Source organism: Celeribacter sp. ULVN23_4 (assembly GCF_054788345.1).
The window spans coordinates 78,369-95,549 of record NZ_JBTVYO010000009.1 but is presented as its reverse complement, the minus strand read 5'-3'; the positions used below and the strand labels follow the sequence as shown (position 1 = coordinate 95,549).

The 17,181-nt window shown below is 59.9% G+C and carries 16 protein-coding genes; 9 read left to right on the top strand and 7 right to left on the bottom strand.

The genetic code is table 11. From position 1 onward, the window contains the following. Positions 1-271 precede the first annotated feature (271 nt). Positions 272-1,645, top strand: coding sequence for a hypothetical protein (locus tag ACYBHZ_RS17020; protein WP_460275497.1), 1,374 nt, complete (start codon positions 272-274; stop codon positions 1,643-1,645). A gap of 10 nt (positions 1,646-1,655) precedes the next feature. Here ACYBHZ_RS17020 and ACYBHZ_RS17015 read toward each other — a convergent pair whose 3' ends face one another. Both ACYBHZ_RS17015 and ACYBHZ_RS17010 read right to left on the bottom strand, forming a co-directional pair. Next, on the bottom strand, positions 1,656-2,303 hold the full coding sequence (locus ACYBHZ_RS17015; protein ID WP_460275496.1) for a response regulator transcription factor: 648 nt from the start codon (positions 2,301-2,303) through the stop codon (positions 1,656-1,658). Positions 2,304-2,321: 18 nt separating this feature from the next. Next, positions 2,322-3,758: a cache domain-containing protein gene (locus ACYBHZ_RS17010; RefSeq protein ID WP_460275495.1), complete on the bottom strand. Its 1,437-nt coding sequence runs from the start codon at positions 3,756-3,758 to the stop codon at positions 2,322-2,324. Positions 3,759-4,096: 338 nt separating this feature from the next. Here ACYBHZ_RS17010 and ACYBHZ_RS17005 point away from each other — a divergent pair, with 338 nt between their 5' ends. The 5 genes from ACYBHZ_RS17005 (at position 4,097) to ACYBHZ_RS16985 (ending at position 9,856) form a co-directional block, all read left to right on the top strand. Then, complete coding sequence (locus ACYBHZ_RS17005) at positions 4,097-5,194, top strand: TRAP transporter substrate-binding protein (RefSeq protein WP_460275494.1); 1,098 nt, start codon at positions 4,097-4,099, stop codon at positions 5,192-5,194. A 175-nt stretch (positions 5,195-5,369) separates the two neighbouring features. Then, complete coding sequence (locus tag ACYBHZ_RS17000) at positions 5,370-6,299, top strand: TRAP transporter small permease subunit (RefSeq protein ID WP_460275493.1); 930 nt, start codon at positions 5,370-5,372, stop codon at positions 6,297-6,299. Positions 6,300-6,320: 21 nt separating this feature from the next. Then, positions 6,321-8,675 carry a TRAP transporter large permease gene (locus ACYBHZ_RS16995; protein ID WP_460275492.1) on the top strand — a complete coding sequence of 785 codons (2,355 nt, stop codon included), beginning with the start codon at positions 6,321-6,323 and terminating at the stop codon, positions 8,673-8,675. A gap of 141 nt (positions 8,676-8,816) precedes the next feature. Further along, positions 8,817-9,263, top strand: coding sequence for a hypothetical protein (locus ACYBHZ_RS16990; protein ID WP_460275491.1), 447 nt, complete (start codon positions 8,817-8,819; stop codon positions 9,261-9,263). 203 nt (positions 9,264-9,466) lie between these two features. After that, positions 9,467-9,856, top strand: a complete 390-nt coding sequence (locus tag ACYBHZ_RS16985; RefSeq protein WP_460275490.1) for an NUDIX hydrolase — start codon at positions 9,467-9,469, stop codon at positions 9,854-9,856. Positions 9,857-9,981: 125 nt separating this feature from the next. Here the strand turns inward: ACYBHZ_RS16985 and ACYBHZ_RS16980 are convergent, their stop codons facing one another. The 3 genes from ACYBHZ_RS16980 to ACYBHZ_RS16970 all read right to left on the bottom strand — a co-directional run bounded on the left by ACYBHZ_RS16980 (position 9,982) and on the right by ACYBHZ_RS16970 (position 12,076). Then, positions 9,982-10,830 (bottom strand): arginyltransferase, encoded by an 849-nt coding sequence (locus ACYBHZ_RS16980; RefSeq protein ID WP_460275489.1) that lies wholly within the window; start codon positions 10,828-10,830, stop codon positions 9,982-9,984. 165 nt (positions 10,831-10,995) lie between these two features. Beyond that, positions 10,996-11,454, bottom strand: coding sequence for an RDD family protein (locus ACYBHZ_RS16975; protein ID WP_460275488.1), 459 nt, complete (start codon positions 11,452-11,454; stop codon positions 10,996-10,998). Between the two features lie 112 nt (positions 11,455-11,566). After that, positions 11,567-12,076, bottom strand: coding sequence for a DUF2852 domain-containing protein (locus ACYBHZ_RS16970; RefSeq protein WP_460275487.1), 510 nt, complete (start codon positions 12,074-12,076; stop codon positions 11,567-11,569). Between the two features lie 236 nt (positions 12,077-12,312). On the opposite strand from ACYBHZ_RS16970, the gene ACYBHZ_RS16965 reads away from it, so the two are divergent. After that, the gene (locus tag ACYBHZ_RS16965) at positions 12,313-12,774 is read left to right on the top strand and encodes a GFA family protein (protein ID WP_460275486.1); all 462 of its coding nucleotides are present in this window, start codon (positions 12,313-12,315) and stop codon (positions 12,772-12,774) included. A 6-nt stretch (positions 12,775-12,780) separates the two neighbouring features. On the opposite strand, the gene ACYBHZ_RS16960 is transcribed toward ACYBHZ_RS16965, so the two are convergent. Then, positions 12,781-13,251, bottom strand: a complete 471-nt coding sequence (locus ACYBHZ_RS16960) for a YbaK/EbsC family protein (RefSeq protein ID WP_460275485.1) — start codon at positions 13,249-13,251, stop codon at positions 12,781-12,783. Between the two features lie 92 nt (positions 13,252-13,343). On the opposite strand from ACYBHZ_RS16960, the gene ACYBHZ_RS16955 reads away from it, so the two are divergent. Next, positions 13,344-16,124, top strand: coding sequence for a [protein-PII] uridylyltransferase family protein (locus ACYBHZ_RS16955; RefSeq protein WP_460275484.1), 2,781 nt, complete (start codon positions 13,344-13,346; stop codon positions 16,122-16,124). 22 nt (positions 16,125-16,146) lie between these two features. After that, a complete protein-coding gene (locus ACYBHZ_RS16950; protein WP_460275483.1) occupies positions 16,147-16,455 on the top strand; it encodes a hypothetical protein in 309 nt (102 codons plus the stop codon). An 82-nt stretch (positions 16,456-16,537) separates the two neighbouring features. Here the strand turns inward: ACYBHZ_RS16950 and eda are convergent, their stop codons facing one another. Beyond that, complete coding sequence (eda, locus tag ACYBHZ_RS16945) at positions 16,538-17,179, bottom strand: bifunctional 4-hydroxy-2-oxoglutarate aldolase/2-dehydro-3-deoxy-phosphogluconate aldolase (protein ID WP_460275482.1); 642 nt, start codon at positions 17,177-17,179, stop codon at positions 16,538-16,540. Positions 17,180-17,181: the final 2 nt, after the last annotated feature.

The following is a 17,181-nucleotide window of genomic DNA, read 5'->3' as shown; positions in this document are numbered from 1 at the left end:
GGTCGCGCGTGTCCTTTGTTCGGTCTCGTCGTCTGGCTGGTGGCGGCGATCTATCTGGCCTTTGGGGGCGGGATCGCCATCGTCACGGGCTTCGACATCGGCAAACTGCATCTCGAAGATTGGCTTTCGGGCTGAGCCAATTCGCATCTTCTGCACAGATTTCACCCGCGCGGAGGTTTCGGGCGGTTTCTTTGTGCCTGTAGGCTTGAGGTTCTCTCGGGCTTTGGCCAAAGCTTGCATGATCACAATGAGATGCAAGGCCTTCTAAACGATGGATTTCGATAGATATTCCGATCTGATCGACGCTTATCTGCGTCCCGCGCTGGAACGCGGTGCATGGCCGGGGATACAGGCGGCGGTCGAAACGATCCTGTCCCGCGCGCGCAAACGGATGGGCGTTGCGGGTATTTCAGAGGATCAGGTCGAGCGCGCCGTCGTGGCCCTGCACGCGCATCTCGAAAATCTGATCCGGGATCACGCCTCGGGAGACAATGCATCTTCGGAGGAAGACACCTCCGACGAGGCGGATGAGGAAACGCGCGCCCCGGTGATCAATGCCGAGGCGATCATTGCGGCGCTCAGAGGCATTTCGACCTCCGCCGAACCGACTTTGCAGCGGCGGCAGGCGCGGATGAACTTGTCGCATGATGGGTTTGATCGCGCGCGCATCGATGCGGCGGATGAGGCCTTGCGCGCCGCGATCCAGATGCGCAGCAGGCCTGAGCCTCAAAGCACAACGTCCTCGCAGACTGCGGAAAAGCCTGAGGCCAGCGGCCCAGCGAGGCCAGAGCCGGAACAGGCGACGGCCAAATCTCGCGCCCGCAAGAAGACGCAAAAGGCGGCAGGGCAGAAGGCGGCACGCCCAAAGGCTTCGCGTCCTAAGCGTCCGTTTCCCAAACGGCCAAGCATCTCTGCGCCCCACCTCGCGGATAAGCTGCGCGGGCTCAAGGCGCGCGCGAGCGGGGCGTTCGGTACCACTGCGGCAAAGGTCGAAACCCGTTTGCCCACCCCGGTCAAGCAGCGTTTGGGGCAGGGGGCAGGGCGAAAGGTTCTGGGGCTCAGTATGGCGACTGTCGCTGTGGTCGTCGGCATCGGGCTGGTGCGAAGCGATCCGCCGCCCGCTCCGACATATTCTTCCGGCTTAAGATTGACTGCCACGCGTACCCCGTCCGCGCCGAAAAAGCCTGAGGCGGAAAAATGGGTCGCCATTCATCGGTTCTCGGGAATGTACGAGCCGGATATTGCCGTGGGTGATACTGTCCACATTTTTTACGCGCACAGTCAGGAGGTTCTTGAAGTCTATGAGAACAGCGAAACGCATCGTCTGGTGATGGTCGATACCTCCCGTCGCTGCGCCGCTAATGGTTTTGGCAATGGTGTCGAGACGCGTATTCTGACACCGCGTGCGGTAAAGGTTAAGTTGACCGGCGATGAATTGGGCATCGGCCATGACACGCCGCAGGAGGCCATTGCCGCGACCATAGAGCGTAAGGAAATTGCGTCCTCTCCGAACAGTCCGAGCTATTTCGGAAATGTCTGGATCATGACTGGTGATCTGACGGAGAGGCAGTGGGAGTATGTTGAGGTTACCCCCGATCAGGAGGGCGCGTTCCGCAGTACTTTCAATGGCTGCTACCCGCTCTGAGATCCTGACCCTAAAACCGTCCCGTGCCCTGCAAGACACCGTGCTCCATCGCGTAGCGCGTGAGACCCGCTGTTGAGGAAATCCCCAGCTTGCGCTTGATGTTCTTGCGGTGGGTTTCGACCGTGCGCACGGATATATCGAGGGCGCAAGCGACTTCCTTATTGGATTTGCCCTGCGCGAGTTCCAAGAGGATTGTGGTTTCCCGATCCGTCAGAGGTTCGCGCCCGTCTCGGATTTTTGCTGGTTTTATAGCGGCTTGCGCACCGTCGCAAAGGTATTGTTCGCCCCGCATCACAGTGTCGATTGCATCTTTGACGGCCTCGGTCGGCACGTCCTTGAGCACATAGCCTTTCGCCCCGTGGCTGAGCGCGGCGCCGATATATTCCGGGCTGTCATGCATCGACAGGATCAGAATGCGCGTGTCCGGGCGGCGTTCCAGCAGCAATTCCGTCGCCGTCAGCCCGCCCATCTGCGGCATGTTCAAATCAAGAAGCACCACATCCGGGGTCAGTGTGTTGACCTGATCCACCGCCTCGCGCCCGTTGCAGAGCGTACCGACAACTTCGATGTCCTCGAAACTGTCCAAAAGCGCGCGGATGCCCTCTGCCACCATCGGGTGGTCGTCTACGATCAGAACGCGGGTCGGGGATGTTGTCATCAGGTTCTTCCAAACGGCCTAACGGGCACTTCCAATCGGGGCGGGTGGACGACCGGAGGTCGCGGGAGGCAGAATATGCTTGAGCGGCACGGTTGCGTCAATGGAGGTGCCGGGGGTGAGGCGCGTGATGGTCAGGGAGCCATCGAGCTGTTCCATCCGTTCCGCCATGTTCCGCAGCCCGAGACCGCGCCCCTGTTTGCCCACATCCGCCGGATCAAACCCGCGGCCGTTGTCGCAGATCAACAGCGTGGCGCCCGTGCGGTGGCCCGCGAGTTTCATGGTCACTTGCGAGGCGTTGGCGTGGCGCTCGATATTGGTCAGGGCCTCTTGCGCGATGCGGAACAGTGCGATCCGCGCTTCCTCATCCAGCCGGTTGCGGAACACCACGGTTTCCAGCTCGGTCTTGATGCCGGTGCGGGTCTCGAATTCTTCGGTGAGCGATTTCAGCGCCGGGCCAAGGCCGAGATCGTCGAGGATGCCGGGGCGCAGGTCGCGGGAAATGCGTCGCACTTCGGTGATCGCGCTGCCCAGCATCTCGACGCCTCGGTCGAGGCTCGCGGGCGCTTTCGGATCGGCCGCATTCAATTGTCGCCGTGCAAGTTCGAGCGCATAACGCACGCCGACCAAAATCTGGCTGATCCCGTCATGCAGCTCGCGCGCCACCCGGCCGCGCTCCTCTTCTTGTGTGTCGAAAATTCGCTGGGTGAGTTTCTTGAGCTTATTATCCGCCAATCGCCGCTCGCGAATGGTGATCGTCACGCCGGACATGAACACGAGCAGCAGCGCGGCCATGGTGATTGCGCCAATGTAACCGAAGGTCCGCTGGACACGGGTTTCCACCTCGGCGCGCGCGGCGGCGACGGATTGCAGCACATCGTCGATGAACACGCCGGTGCCGATGGCCCATTGCCAGTCCTGAAGGCCGATCACATAGGTCATCATTTGGGCTTCCTCGCCCGTCGAGGGCTTGGGCCACAGATAGCTGTGATAGCCGCCGCCTTGTCGCGCCAGCTGGATCAATTCATCGACAATCGGGGTTCCGGCGCTGTCCGTCAGGCCCGTCCAATCGCGCGTGATGAGGCGCGTGTCGCGCGGTGCGACGAGGTTCTCGCCGTTATATGTGTAGACAAAGAAATAGCCGTCTTCGCCATAGGTCATGGCCGACAGGATTTGCGTAACTTTCTTTTTCGCCTCAGCGTCATCCGGGGGGGCGGGGCTGTATTCCGTGGTGATCGAGTTGCGCGCCAGTTGCAGGTAGTTTTGCAGCTCCTGCCGTTTGGCGTTCAGAATCTGATCCTCAAGCTCGGCGATTTCGCGTTCCGCCATGGTTCGGGATTGATGCGCCACCACAAGCGCGATGGCTGCGACCGAGAGGATGAGCGGCAGGGTCGCCAGCAGGAACAGCTTGCGCGCATAGGTCATCTCGGGGATCAGAGAGGCAAACAGGCGGGGCATTCGGGGCAGGGGCATCCTTTGCGCGTGCGAGCAGAATCGCAGGATACTGGTCCTGCATCTCTGGTCAAATACACAGAAATTTATGTGCTGTGGTATGAATGTTGCGCTCCACCTTTTGATTTGATCAGAAAAAATCGCGATCTGCGTAGTGTTGGGTATTTCAACAGCAGTTCGTCGCCGATATCGTTGACGACACGACTTGTCCGGTTGCGTCCGAAAGGATCTGCCATGTCCGTATGCGAGAGGATGCCATTATCCTTTCTTCGGGAGGAAACATGTGCAGGGAAGGGGCCGGGTAGACTGCCATAGCCATAGACAATCTTGGGAGGACTCACTCTATGGATCGCCGTTCTTTTTTGAAAACCTCTGCTCTTGGGGGCGCATCTGCCGCTGCTGCTTCTACGCTGGCGGCTCCGATGTACGCTCAGGGTAAGCGCACACTGACGATGGTAACGACCTGGCCGCGTGGTCTGGCGGGCGTCTGGGACTCTGTTGAGCGTTTCGCCGCCAATGTCGATGCTTTGACCGATGGCCAACTGACCATCGACGCGAAAGCTGCGGGCGAACTCGTTGGCGGGCTTGAGGTTTTCGACGCCGTGACTGCGGGTCAGGCCGACATGTACCATGGCTGCGAATACTACTTCACCGGACAGCATCCGGCACTTGCCTATTTCACCACCGTGCCCTTCGGTATGACCGCGCCGGAGATGATGGTGTGGTACTATTCCATGGGCGGCATGGAACTGCACCACAAGCTGGGCGAGATCTTTGGCCTCAAGGGCTTTATCGCAGGCCAGACCGGCGGTCAGGGCGGCGGCTGGTTCCGGAAGGAAATCAAATCGCCTTCCGATTTCCAGGGCCTCAAATTCCGCATGCCGGGCCTCGGCGGGGAAACCGTGTCGAAACTCGGTGCTTCCGTGCAGGTGCTTCCGGGCGGTGAGATTTATCAAGCGCTGTCGTCCGGCGCGCTCGACGGCACCGAATGGATCGGTCCGTGGTCCGATGAAAAGCTCGGCCTTCAGGAAGTCTGTGACTTCTACTATCCGGCAGGCTTCCACGAACCGGGCGCAGCGCTCTGCGTGACCACGAACCTCGAAGTGTTCGAAGGTCTGTCGCCGATGCATCAGAAAGCCATCGAGATTGCCTCCAACGAGTGCCATCAGCACAACTACGCGCTCTTCGTCTCCAACAACGGTCCGGCGCTCCAGCGTCTGATTCAAGGCGGCACCCAGCTCAAGGAATTCTCCGACGATATCTGGACTGCGTTCGGGACTGCCGCGAAAGAAGTGCTCGACGGTTACATGGGCGATGAGATCTTTGCTGAGATCCGCACCCATTACGAAGCGTCCATGGCGGCGACCTCGGCCTGGATCGGGCGTTCCGACGGCAATTACACCCCGCAGCGTGACCGCGTTCTGGCTGCGAACGCCGAGTAAGCCGCGGAAGCGTTACAAAAAACGGGAAATGCGCGCGGTTTTCGCGCGCATTTTTTGGCTCCGGGCGTTGCTCATGCCGGCTCAGAAGCGTAAAGCGGCCCGATATCGATAACAAATAAGATCAAATCACTGGGAACGGACTGCGCGCCGCGCCTTCCGGGAAGGGGACAATGAGATGGAAGAACAGAGCGACGCATCGTTTCTCGGGACCGTATTCGACGGGCTTGTGAGCCTTGTCGTGAACCTCGGGCTCGGCTTCTGGCATATCATCTACGCGATCAGCCATCCGAGCCTCTGGCTCGACTGGTCGAACAAAGAAAGCCTTTTGCGCTTTGTTTATTACGGTGGTTCGAAAGAGCTGCTGTTCGTGTTTTTCGATGTCGTGATCGTGGTGACGATCATCGGCTTTGTCTATCGTCCTTTCCTCTGGGGACTGGTGCGCGGCTTGGAAAAGATCGCCAATACGGCGGGGCGTGTTGCGGCTTGGGGCGGTTTGCTGATGGTGCTGCAACAGATCATGGTCGTCTTCCTGCAGTCGATCTTTCGTCAGGGGACGATCACCCTGTCGCCGCTGGGGGGAGGATTTACCCAGTCGGTCGGGTGGTTCTCCGAGAGTCTGAAGTTCGAAAACGCCATGGTTGTGGCGCTCTGCGTTTCCTATGCGTTCGTGCAGGGTGCTCATGTGCGTGTCGATTTGGTCTATGCGGGCGTGAAACACCGCACGAAGCGGCTGATCGACATGTTCGGGGCTCTGTTCTTTATGCTGCCTGTGGCTTTGCTGACATGGATGTACGCCTGGTTCTTCCTCTGGCGTCACCTCATCACGCCAAAGGTCTCTGCCTCTGACGCGCTGGACCGCATGTTGATGAAGGCGCGGATCGTGAAGTGGAATGTTGAAACGATCTCCTTCTCCGCCAATGGGTTCAACGGATACTTCCTGTTCAAAATCCTGATGCTGTGCTTCCTGTCGCTGGTCATCATGCAAGCGCTCGCCTTCTTCTATCGCTCCTATCTCGAATTCATCGAGGGCGAAGAAAGCGCAGGGAAATATCTCGACAAAGACACGCTCGGCGAAGGCGAAGAAGCCTTTGAAGGCACGCATTAATTCGGGCGAAGGATCAGACACATGCTTTTCGGACTTGATGGCGTAGAAATCGGCCTCATCATCGTATTCCTTTGCCTCTTCGGCGGCATTCTCACGGGCTTCCCCGTGGCCTTTGCCATCGGTGGCGCGGGGCTCATGTCCTTTGGGATCATTGCCGCCTTGGACAGCGCGGGGATCCTCGTTCATGAGGCCATCGACACCGGCTCGCAGGCCTACCGTGATCTTGTAAACTCGGGCATCAATCCCGCCAATATCTCGCATTTCAGATATCCTGACTTGCCGGTCTATTCCGAGGCGCTGTTCCCCGGTGGTTGGGAACAAGCGGTCGATCGCAACCTGTCCTTCATCGTCAACCGGATGAACGAACGCGTCTTTGCGGGCGCCTCCATCGAGACGCTTCTGGCGGTTCTGATGTTCGTGATGATGGGCATCGTGTTGGAACGCTCCAAGATCGCCAACGATCTGCTGACCACAATGGCGCGCGTCTTCGGGCCGCTGCCGGGCGGTCTGGCGGTGTCCGTTGTGATCGTGGGCGCGTTCCTCGCGGCCTCCACCGGTATCGTTGGCGCGACCGTGGTGACTATGGGTCTTCTGTCCCTGCCAACCATGCTCCGCCACGGCTATTCGCCGCAGCTCGCCACCGGCGTGATCGCGGCCTCCGGCACGCTTGGCCAGATCATTCCGCCCTCCATCGTCATCGTGCTGCTCGGCACGCTCGCGGGCGACATCTATTCCGCCGCGCAGGAAGCGCGCGCTCAGGCTGCTGGCTGTACCGACGCTTTGACCTATCTTGGCGAACCCGCCGTGGTCTCCGTGGGGACGCTGTTCCAGGCGGCGATGCTGCCGGGCGTCTTCCTCGCCGGTCTCTATGCGCTCTATGCTTTCGGCTTTGCCATGTTCAACCCGCACAAGGCGCCGCCGGTGCACCTTGAACACACCAGCCACGAGACCATGACCCGTCGTGATGGCCTTTTGTGGATGGTGGCTGTGCCTGTGCTTCTGATCGGCGGGGCTGTGTTCTCCGGCCAGTTCGGGTTCTCCGGCTCGCAGGACATTCACGTCGCTGAGTTCACCGATGCCGGGGCGACTGCCTCCTTGCGCACGAATGTGTCGGCGCAATGTGAAGCCTCGATGATCGAACTGCATGGTCAGGCCGCATGGGACAAAGCTGTTTCTGAACAAGCTGCGATTGAAGATTCGGGTGGGGCGCAGAAATCTGTGCAGCGCACCCCGGAGCAGATCGAAGCGCTGACGGTTGAAGCGATTGCCAATGCGCCGAAGCTCAGCTCGGGCCTGCTGACCATCATGGTCATGCTGGGGATCACACTTGCCTTCGGGCGCGGTGTTGCTCCGCTGGCGAACCCAGCACCGCTTTTGATCGGGGCTGCCGGGGTCGTTGGCGTTCTGGTGCTCGATGCGCTGTTCGTCGGACCGCTCGCAACACCGGGTACGGCGTTTGTGATCTATCTGATCCCGTTCCTCGCCTTGGCCTATGGTCTCAAAGACGCCGCCAGCCATCTCGCGAAGAACGAACTGTTCCGCGTTGTCTTCCCGCCGCTGGTGCTGATCGTTGCCGTTCTTGGCTCGATCCTTGGTGGTGTGACCAACCCGACCCCGGCCGCAGGTCTCGGGGCAGGGGGCGCTTTGCTGCTCGCCGCTTATCGCAAGCTCGCGGACCATAAAAAGTCCGGCAAGATCATCCTTGGTGCGGCCTTCGCCATCATCGTGATGATCCTGATCGGGACCAACTTCGACCTCCGTCTTGGACGTGGCGATGTGCCGTTCGAAGACTGGGTGGCCTATCTCGTGTCGCTTGGCGCTTACTACTACGCGATGTTCGGCATCCTCTATGCCTGCTGGGTGCTGTTCTCCGACGGGACCTTGGGCATCGTGGTTCGGGAAACGGCGAAAGTGACCTCGATGGTCTTCACCATCCTGATCGGCTCGCAGCTTCTGAACCTCGTGGTGATCTCCTTCGGTGGCGAACATTACATCCAGAGCTTCCTCCGCTCGTTCGACAACGAGTTCACGGTCTTCCTTCTGGTGATGCTGGTGCTCTTCATCTTGGGTTTCGTGCTCGACTTCCTTGAGATCATCTACATCGTGGTTCCGATCGTGGGGCCGGTGATCTACGGCGGGACGATGGATCCGAAATGGGTGACGATCATGATCGCCGTGAACCTGCAAACCTCGTTCCTGACACCGCCCTTCGGATTCGCGCTCTTCTACCTGCGCGGCGTGGCACCCGCCTCGGTGACGACGGGGCACATCTACAGGGGCATCATTCCCTTCGTGCTCATTCAGGTTATTGGCCTCGGCATTCTCTGGACCTTCCCGGAGATCGTGACCATCGTGCCGAACCTTTTGTCGAAATAACTTCGGTGCACATAAGACAAGCAAAGCCCCGCCCATTTCGGCGGGGCTTTTTCTTTTGTTGAGAAAAGGACTTGCTTTGGCCTAAAAGACTTATAGAAATACTAAGGTATTTAGTGCAGCCCAGCTGAGGAGCCCGACCACATGTCTTTCCAGTCTTCCCGAGCAATCGACCAAATGTCTGAAGAGGTCCGTGACGGCGCGCAGCCTGTGGGGAAGCTTTCGCAGCTCAATGAACAGGGGCGGGTGGTCGTCACCCTGTTTCGCGGCACATCGCGCCTGCGCAGCAACAGCGATATGGGCAAGATTTTCGATCAGATGATGTTGGTGTTCCAACGCCATGCCCGCCGCCCTCTGGTGTCTCACGGCATGAGCTGTGATTGCCTCGGTGCGGATGAGGCGGTTCTGGCGCAATTCGTCCGCCATGCCGCGCGGGGCCAGCGTGAAGACGCCTGCCTGATGGCGATGCTTCTGGTCCGTGCCGATGTCGCCCCGCTCGCGGTGTCTCTGGCCGAGCAGTTGGGGCTTCTGATCGACGCCACGCTCCGCACCGACCCGCGCGCGATGATGGGGACGGTGTCGGTCCATTGAGGTGAGGCCTGTGCAAAATCTAACCCTTTGCGCAGGCAGGTCTCATTTGTCTATGCGCCCGATGTGATTAGGGCACCGGATACGCCTTAACATCGTGCGGAGCTCGTATTCTGCGAAGGTCGGGTATGCGGACTTTTGAGACATTGGATCAAATCAAATCTTCGGATATCACGACGGCGAATAATAGGATCGAGGAGAACCTCATGGAAATCCGTGTAGCCGCGGCAGCAGTCCTTAGAAGTGACGGAGCCATTTTGCTCGTTCGTAAACGCGGAACTTCCGCTTTTATGCAGCCCGGCGGGAAGATCGACGGCGATGAAACACCTTTGGTTGCGCTCTGTCGTGAACTTTATGAGGAACTCGGGTTAAATATTATACCAGAAGAAGCTGATTACCTTGGTGAATTTTCTGCTCCCGCTGCCAACGAGCCAGGCAGCATTGTTACCGCAGAGATGTTTCGCATTGAACTCAACGATGCTGTTGAAGCTAAAGCAGAGATTGAAGAAGTTGTCTGGGTGCATGCCGGTTCAGAAGGCCGGATCGAACTCGCACCGCTAACTCGGGACATGGTCTTACCTGCGATTTGGGGATGATGTCGGACACACCGGCCTCAAAGCGGACATGCGGCCCCCTTACCTCGTTTCATGTGACAAGACGTTAGCTACCTGACCCGCACATCTTGCACAGGATAAGCTCTCGGCCTACCGAGCGCCGAACCTCAAAACTCCGGCTTGCCCGGTTTCGGCGCCTGCATGTCCGGCAAATCAATCTTCGCCACCTGTTGCGCAATCGGCTCCGCTTCCAGCGGGTGGGTGTCGGGGGAGAAGTCCTCCGGATCGTTCAATTCGAGCCATTGGCCGCCCTGATAGACTTCGAGCGCAGAGAAGCGCGCTTTGTAGCCCATTTTCGGGGAGCCCGGCACCCAATAGCCGAGGTAGACATAGGGCAGCCCGGCTTCGCGCGCGATCTCGATATGGTCGAGGATCACATAGGTGCCAAGGCTGTCCTTGATCAGGTCGGGCTTGTAGAATGAATAGACCATCGACAGCCCGTCATCCAAAAGATCGGTGAGACAGGTGGCCGCCAATTCACGCGGTGCGCCGTTCTCTCCGGGGATGTAATATTCGATGACGCGGGTCCGGATCGGGGTTTCCTCGATCATCGCGGCAAATTCGAAAACATCCATGTCGGCCATGCCGCCATCGGCGTGGCGCGTCTCCAGATATTCGCGGAACAGCTCATATTGCGCTTCGGTGGCCCAAGGGCTGCTGGCGGCGCGTTTGAGATATTTGTTCTTGTTGATTGTCCGGCGTTGCGATTTTGAGGGTTTGAAATCGGCGACACGGATGCGGGCTGACAAGCAGGCGCTGCACTCGGCGCAGGTCGGGCGATACAGCACGTTCTGAGAGCGGCGGAACCCTTGTTTCGAGAGGCTGTCGTTGAGTTGATCGGCATGATCCCCTTGCAGGGACGTGAACAGTTTGCGCTCCATCCGGCCCTCAAGATAGGGGCAGGGTTGGGGGGCAGTCACGTAGAACTGTGGCGCAAGGGGGAGTGTGTGACGCATGGGGTCAGCTTACGAGGAATGTCCAAAGGGCGCGTAAACGGCTTAGGGAAAGGTAGCAACTCCACCTCATTTCGCAAGGGCTTGGCGCGGAATTCTTCGATTCCATGACAAAGAGCGCCGTTTGGCGCCCTTTTTTGTTTCTTATCGGGGATGTGAAAGGTGGTGTCAGTACATCGAGGGGCGGTTGATCGCAGCAGAACCGAGGATCACATCCGAGAGGCCCTGTTTGCGCGCCGTGGTCAGCATCAGGATGACGGAAATCACCTGCGGCAGACCCATGGAGCACCAGACGGTGAAAAGCGTCGTGTGCAGGAAGGCCATGCCAAGATCGAACCTTTCGCCTTTCGAGGTGCGAAATTCGATCCCCATCAGGCGCATGCCCCATGTCGCAGAGCCGTTCGCGATGGTGATCACGCGGTAGGCATAGGACACCACGGCAACGAGGAAGGGGAAAAAGAAGATCCCGGTGAAGGCGGTAAAGGGCACGATCAGCGCGGCGATCACGACGCCGACGATCAGGTCCACGACAAAGGCCAGCACCCGTTTGGTCGGAACGGCGTCATAGAACGCGGGCTGGCGGTCAGGGTCGGGAAGGCCCCAGTGTTGATCTTGATGTGCACTCATACTTGGCATTGTCGTAGCTCCAGACGGGGGACGCAAGCCCGCTGCGTTGTCAGATGGGAGGAAAGGAGTGGCAAGCCCGTGAGGACTTGCCGGGGAAGAAGTGTGGAAGAGGTCAGGCTTCTTCTTTCTTGTCTTCGTCGTCGGCGCTGTCGCCGGTTGCGCGTTCTTCGGCGGCGCGGCGGGCGCGGTCGTCCATGAACTGGTCGAATTCGGCCTTATCCTTGGCGGCGCGGAGGCGTTCGAGGAAGCTTTCGAATTGGTCCTGCTCTTCTTCGAGCCGTTTCAGGGTTTCTTCCTTATAGGCATCGAAGGCGGTGTTGCCCGAGGGGCGCATCGCCGACTGCATCGTGCGGAAGCGTTCGTGACGGGCTTGATGACGGGCGCTGCGGGGGCCGCAGCCGCGGCCAAAGGACGAGTTGTGACGGGATTTGCAGGCGAACATGCGTTTACTCCAGATCATATAAGCGAGAAGGGCGAGGCCGACAGGCCAGATGAAGATGAAACCGAGGACCATGGTCGCGATCCAGGCACCTTTGCCTTTGTCGTCGAGCCAGGCCTCTGCCCGGCGGAACCAGCTCGTGGCGGTCTCTGCAGGGGTGTAAGTGGAGGCGACTTGGGTCATGTCATCTTTCTTTCGATAAGCGTTGATGTGAATGTGAATGTCTTTCACATTGCAAAGATGGGGAGCTGTGATCTCGTGTGCAAGTCTCGATGTGAATGTTTTTTACATTATTTTTGATTGCTGTTTTATAACAGTATGTTGGCGTTTTACTTTTGTTCCATTGAGGGGAGCGTCTTGCCAAAAGACAACGATCCGGCGTCAATGGCCCGATCAGTTCAGAGTGGAGAGGTAAATCGATGGACACCATGCCGAAAACAGGAACATGCCGCTGCGGTGCGGTGACGCTCAAGGTCTCCGCCGCGCCGGTGATGACTGCCGCCTGCCATTGCGATGGCTGCAAGAAAATGAGTTCTTCAGCCTTTTCCATGACCGCGATGATCCCCTCCGAGGGGCTTGAGGTCGATGGCGATGTGGTCAAGGGCGGTCTGCAGGGACCCCAGCTCGATCACTATTTCTGTCCGTCCTGCAAGACGTGGATGTTCACGCGGATCACCGGGTTTGAGGCGCTGATCAATATCCGCCCGACAGTGTTCGACATAGATGATCCGGAGATACAGGCGTGGTGCCGTCCCTATATCGAGACAATGGCGGCCCGACGCCTGCCTTGGGTCTCAACACCCGCCGAGCATGTGTTCAACGAGATGCCGGATATGGCAGGCTTCCCGGATCTGCTCAAAGGCTTCGCCGAACGAGACTGAGGTGCATCAGGCGGTGAAATCCGCCTCTTTGGCACCCGACACGCGCAAAAGGTCTGCCGGGGCAATCTCGAAAATATGGCGCGGGGTGCCGGCTGCGGCCCAGACGGTCGCAAATTCCGCCAGTTTCGGGTCGAAAAACGCATGCGGCGGGGTCAGATGGCCCACCGGGGACACGCCGCCGATGGCAAAGCCCGTGACTTTGCGGACCTCTTTGCCGTCCGCGCGCTCCAACGGTTCACCGGCGACCGCAGCGGCTTTCTCAACATCGACCTTGTCACCGCCCGCCGTGATGAACAGGCAGATCGCTCCGCTCTCGGCCCCCTTGAAGATGATCGACTTGGCGATCTGATCCACGTGGCAGTTCGCCTGATCGGCGGCCTCTTGAGCCGTGCGGGTTGATCCGTCCATTTCGAGAATATGGATATTCAGACCGGCCTCGGTGAGGGCCTGTTCAACACGTTTGAGACTTTTCGACATGGGGCGCTCCTTTGCCCCTTATGAACCATGCTGATTGCCCTTGCACAAGGTGCTGAAAATCTGATGCTTTAGGGCAGATGGAGGAGAACGCCATGACATTTGAAGCCCGGATCACCCGTAGCCCGCATGCCTTTGAAGCGGAGCGCGGACAGGAACTGCGCGCCGCGCTGCCCGATCTGACGGGAGCAACGGCGGAGGTGGTCTCTGGGGCAGGCGGGACTGCGCCCTATTTGCATGAGTTGATCCTCAAGGAAGCCGACTGGCTGCCCGAAGCGCTGGACAATCCGGAGGTGGCGCTTGCGACGGAAATCGCATGGATCGAAGCACTGCCTTTTGATCAGATCAATGACGGCCTGCGTCAGGCCAAACGCCGCATCGCGCTTTTGGCGGCGCTTTGCGATCTGGGCGGGGTCTGGGCGCTGGCAGAGGTGACAGGCGCTTTGTCGCTTTTGGCTGACCGGGCCACCCATGTGGCGATCCGCGCCCATGTCGCGCGGGAAATCCGCAAGGGCAAAATCCCCGGACAGGGAGAAGAGGATATCGAAAGCTGTGGCGGGATGTTCGCGCTCGCCATGGGGAAACACGGGGCCGGGGAGTTGAATTACTCTTCGGATATTGACCTGATTTGCCTGTTCGACGAAAGCCGCTTTGAGGGCATCGACCGCATGGAGGCCCGTTCGGGCTTCATCCGCGCCACGCGCAAAGCCATGGCCAGCCTGTCGGACCTGACCTCCGAGGGCTATGTCTTTCGGACCGATTTGCGTCTGCGGCCCGACCCTTCGGTGACGCCGGTCTGTTTCGCGATGGATGCGGCGGAGCGCTATTACGAAAGCGTGGGGCGGACGTGGGAGCGAGCCGCCTATATCAAAGCGCGCGCCTGCGCGGGTGACACGGAGGCCGGTGCGCTGTTTCTTCAGCATATGACGCCTTTCGTGTGGCGTCGGCATCTCGATTTCAACGCAATCCGCGAGACCCATGACATGCGCCTGAAAATCCGGGCGCATAAGGGCTTGGGCGGAGCGTTGAAGCTGGAAGGCCACAATATGAAGCTCGGTTTCGGAGGTATCCGCGAGATTGAGTTCTTCGCCCAGACCCGGCAATTGATCGCGGGCGGTCGTGATACCGATCTGCGCCCGCGCGGCACAGTTCCCGCATTGGCGGCACTGGCCGCGAAAGGTTGGATCGAGCAGGGCGTGGCAGATCAGTTGAGCGAAGATTACGTGTCCCACCGCGAAGTGGAACACCGGCTGCAAATGCTGCGCGATCAACAGACCCATAGCTTGCCAACTGCGCCGGAAGAGTTCGACCGGCTCGCCGCTCTCATGGGCACTTCGGTCGAGGCGATGCGCGCTGAGATCACGGAACGCTGCGAACGGGTAAATGCGCTCACGGAGGACTTTTTCGCCCCCGGCGAGGCGGCCCCCACGCCTGAGCTGCCGCCGGAGCAGAAAGAGGTCACCGCGCGTTGGTCGACCTATCCCTGCCTGCGCACCGCCCGCGCGCAGGAGATTTTCGAGCGGTTGAAACCCGAGCTTCTGCGCCGCATTCAGACCTTGGACAAACCCGAAGAGGCGCTCAGCCATCTGGACGGGTTCCTCCGGGGGCTTCCGGCGGGGGTACAGCTTTTCGCGCTGTTCGAAGCCAATCCGCAATTGATCGACCTGATCCTCGATATCGTGTCCACCGCGCCGCATCTGGCGCAGTATCTCTCGCGCAATGCGCAGGTGCTTGATGCGGTGATCGGGGGCAGTTTCTTTGCGGCTTGGCCGGGGCGCGACGGGTTGACCAAGGCGTTGCTCACCCATCTCGAAGAGGCCGGAGATTACGAGCGCCAACTCGATGCCTGCCGTCGCTGGGCCAAGGAATGGCATTTCCGGGTCGGGGTGCATCAGCTTCGCGATCTCATCACCGCCGACGAGGCCGGATCGCAATATTGCGATATCGCCGCCGCCTGCGTCGCCGCACTCTATCCGCAAGTTCTGGCCGAATTCTCGCGCAAACACGGCCCGCAGCCGGGGCGCGGGGCGATGGTTCTGGGTATGGGATCTTTGGGCGCAGGGCGTCTGACGGCGGCGTCTGACCTCGACATGATCGTGATCTACGATGCCGCTGGGGTGGAAATGTCGGAGGGACGCAAACCGCTGGCCGCGCGAACTTATTACGCGCGTCTCACCCAAGCGCTGATAACCGCCATGACGGCGCAGACCGCCGAGGGGCGTCTTTATGAGGTCGATATGCGCCTTAGGCCCTCGGGCAAACAGGGGCCGGTGGCGACCTCGCTGGAAAGCTTCATGAGCTATCAGCGTGAAGAGGCTTGGGTCTGGGAGCATCTCGCGCTTACCCGTGGGCGGGCGCTTGCCGGAGATGCAGACTTGATGCGCGCGGTCGAAGAGTTCCGCGATGACTTGCTGTCCGGGCCGAAGGATGAGGTGCGTGTTCGCAAGGAAACCTGTGAAATGCGCGCGCGCTTGGCGGAGGCCAAGCCGGGCAGCGATTGGGATCCGAAAAACGGACCGGGGCGGATGATGGACATCGAGCTTTTGGCGGAGACCTCAGCCTTGCTCTGTGGCAGCGTGGAGCAGGATGTCTATACCCAGCTCGCGGCAGGGCGCGCGGCGGACTTTCTGACCGGCGATGAATATGCGCTTTTGGTCGAGACCTACCGGCTGATGTGGCGGCTGCAATCGGCGGCGCGCTTGCTCACGGGAGGCGCGCTTGACCCGGAGGCTGTGGGCGCGGGCGGGCGCGGCTTTTTGCTGCGCTCGAACGGGGCGGTGAGCATGGAGGCTTTGTCCGAAGAGTTGAAATCACGCTCTGCCGCATCGGCGCGGGCAATTACAGCGGTGCTTGCGCGCCCGGCTCCCGGCGCGTAAGTCCGGCACAGGAGGCGCTCGCATGGCCCGGAAAGACCTATCATCTATGAACTTGCCGGAGGTGGACCCTGCGCTTGATCCGGGCGGGCTCATCCGTGAATCCTATCGGATTGAAAATCTCGGCCTGCCGGAAGCGCGCTCGATCTTCCTCGATTGGGCGATCAAGATTGATCCCGATCTTTCGCCGAATATCGCGATCCGTCGGCTCTTGGCGCTTTATGCCCCACTGGGCGGGCCGTCTCACCCGATGACGGTCGTGCTGACCGAAGGGCTCGGAAGGTTGAGCGGGCCGGGTGGGCGTCGCGGCGGCTCACGCGCGCGGCGCGGGTAACCTCATTCAGTGAGACAAAGACAAACGCCGCGCTGTTTGAAACAGAGCGGCGTTCTAAGTTAGGCGCGTTGCGCCTGAGCAATTAGCGGGGCAGGGCCGCCGCTTCGCGTGCGAGATCTTCAATCGCTTTCCAGTCGCCTTTCTCCACAAGCGCTGCCGGGGCGACCCAGCTGCCGCCGACGCAGAGCGTGTTCGAAAGCGACAGGTAATCGGTGGCATTCTTGAGCGAGACGCCGCCGGTCGGGCAGAACTTCATCTGCGGCAGCGGGGCACCGATGGCCTTAAGCGCGGGTGCGCCACCATTGGCCTCGGCCGGGAAGAATTTCGCGACTGTATAACCGCGTTCCAGAAGTTTCATCACGTCTGAGGCGGTCGATGTGCCCGCCAACAGCGGCAGATCATGCGCTTCGCAAGCGTCGAGCAACCGGTCGGTCGCGCCCGGAGATACGCCGAAGGTTGCGCCCGCTTCTTTGGCGGCGATCACGTCTTCTGGGGTCAAAAGCGTTCCTGCGCCGACCACGCCGCCTTCAACCTTGGCCATCTCGCGGATCACATCGAGCGCCACAGGGGTGCGCAGCGTAACTTCCAGCGCGGGCAATCCGCCCGCGACGAGCGCTTCGGCCAGAGGGCGGGCATGGGCGACATCTTTAAGCACGAGTACGGGGACGACGGGGGCGAGGCCACAAACCTCGGCACATTTCTTGCTGGCGTCTTGGGGTGTCATCG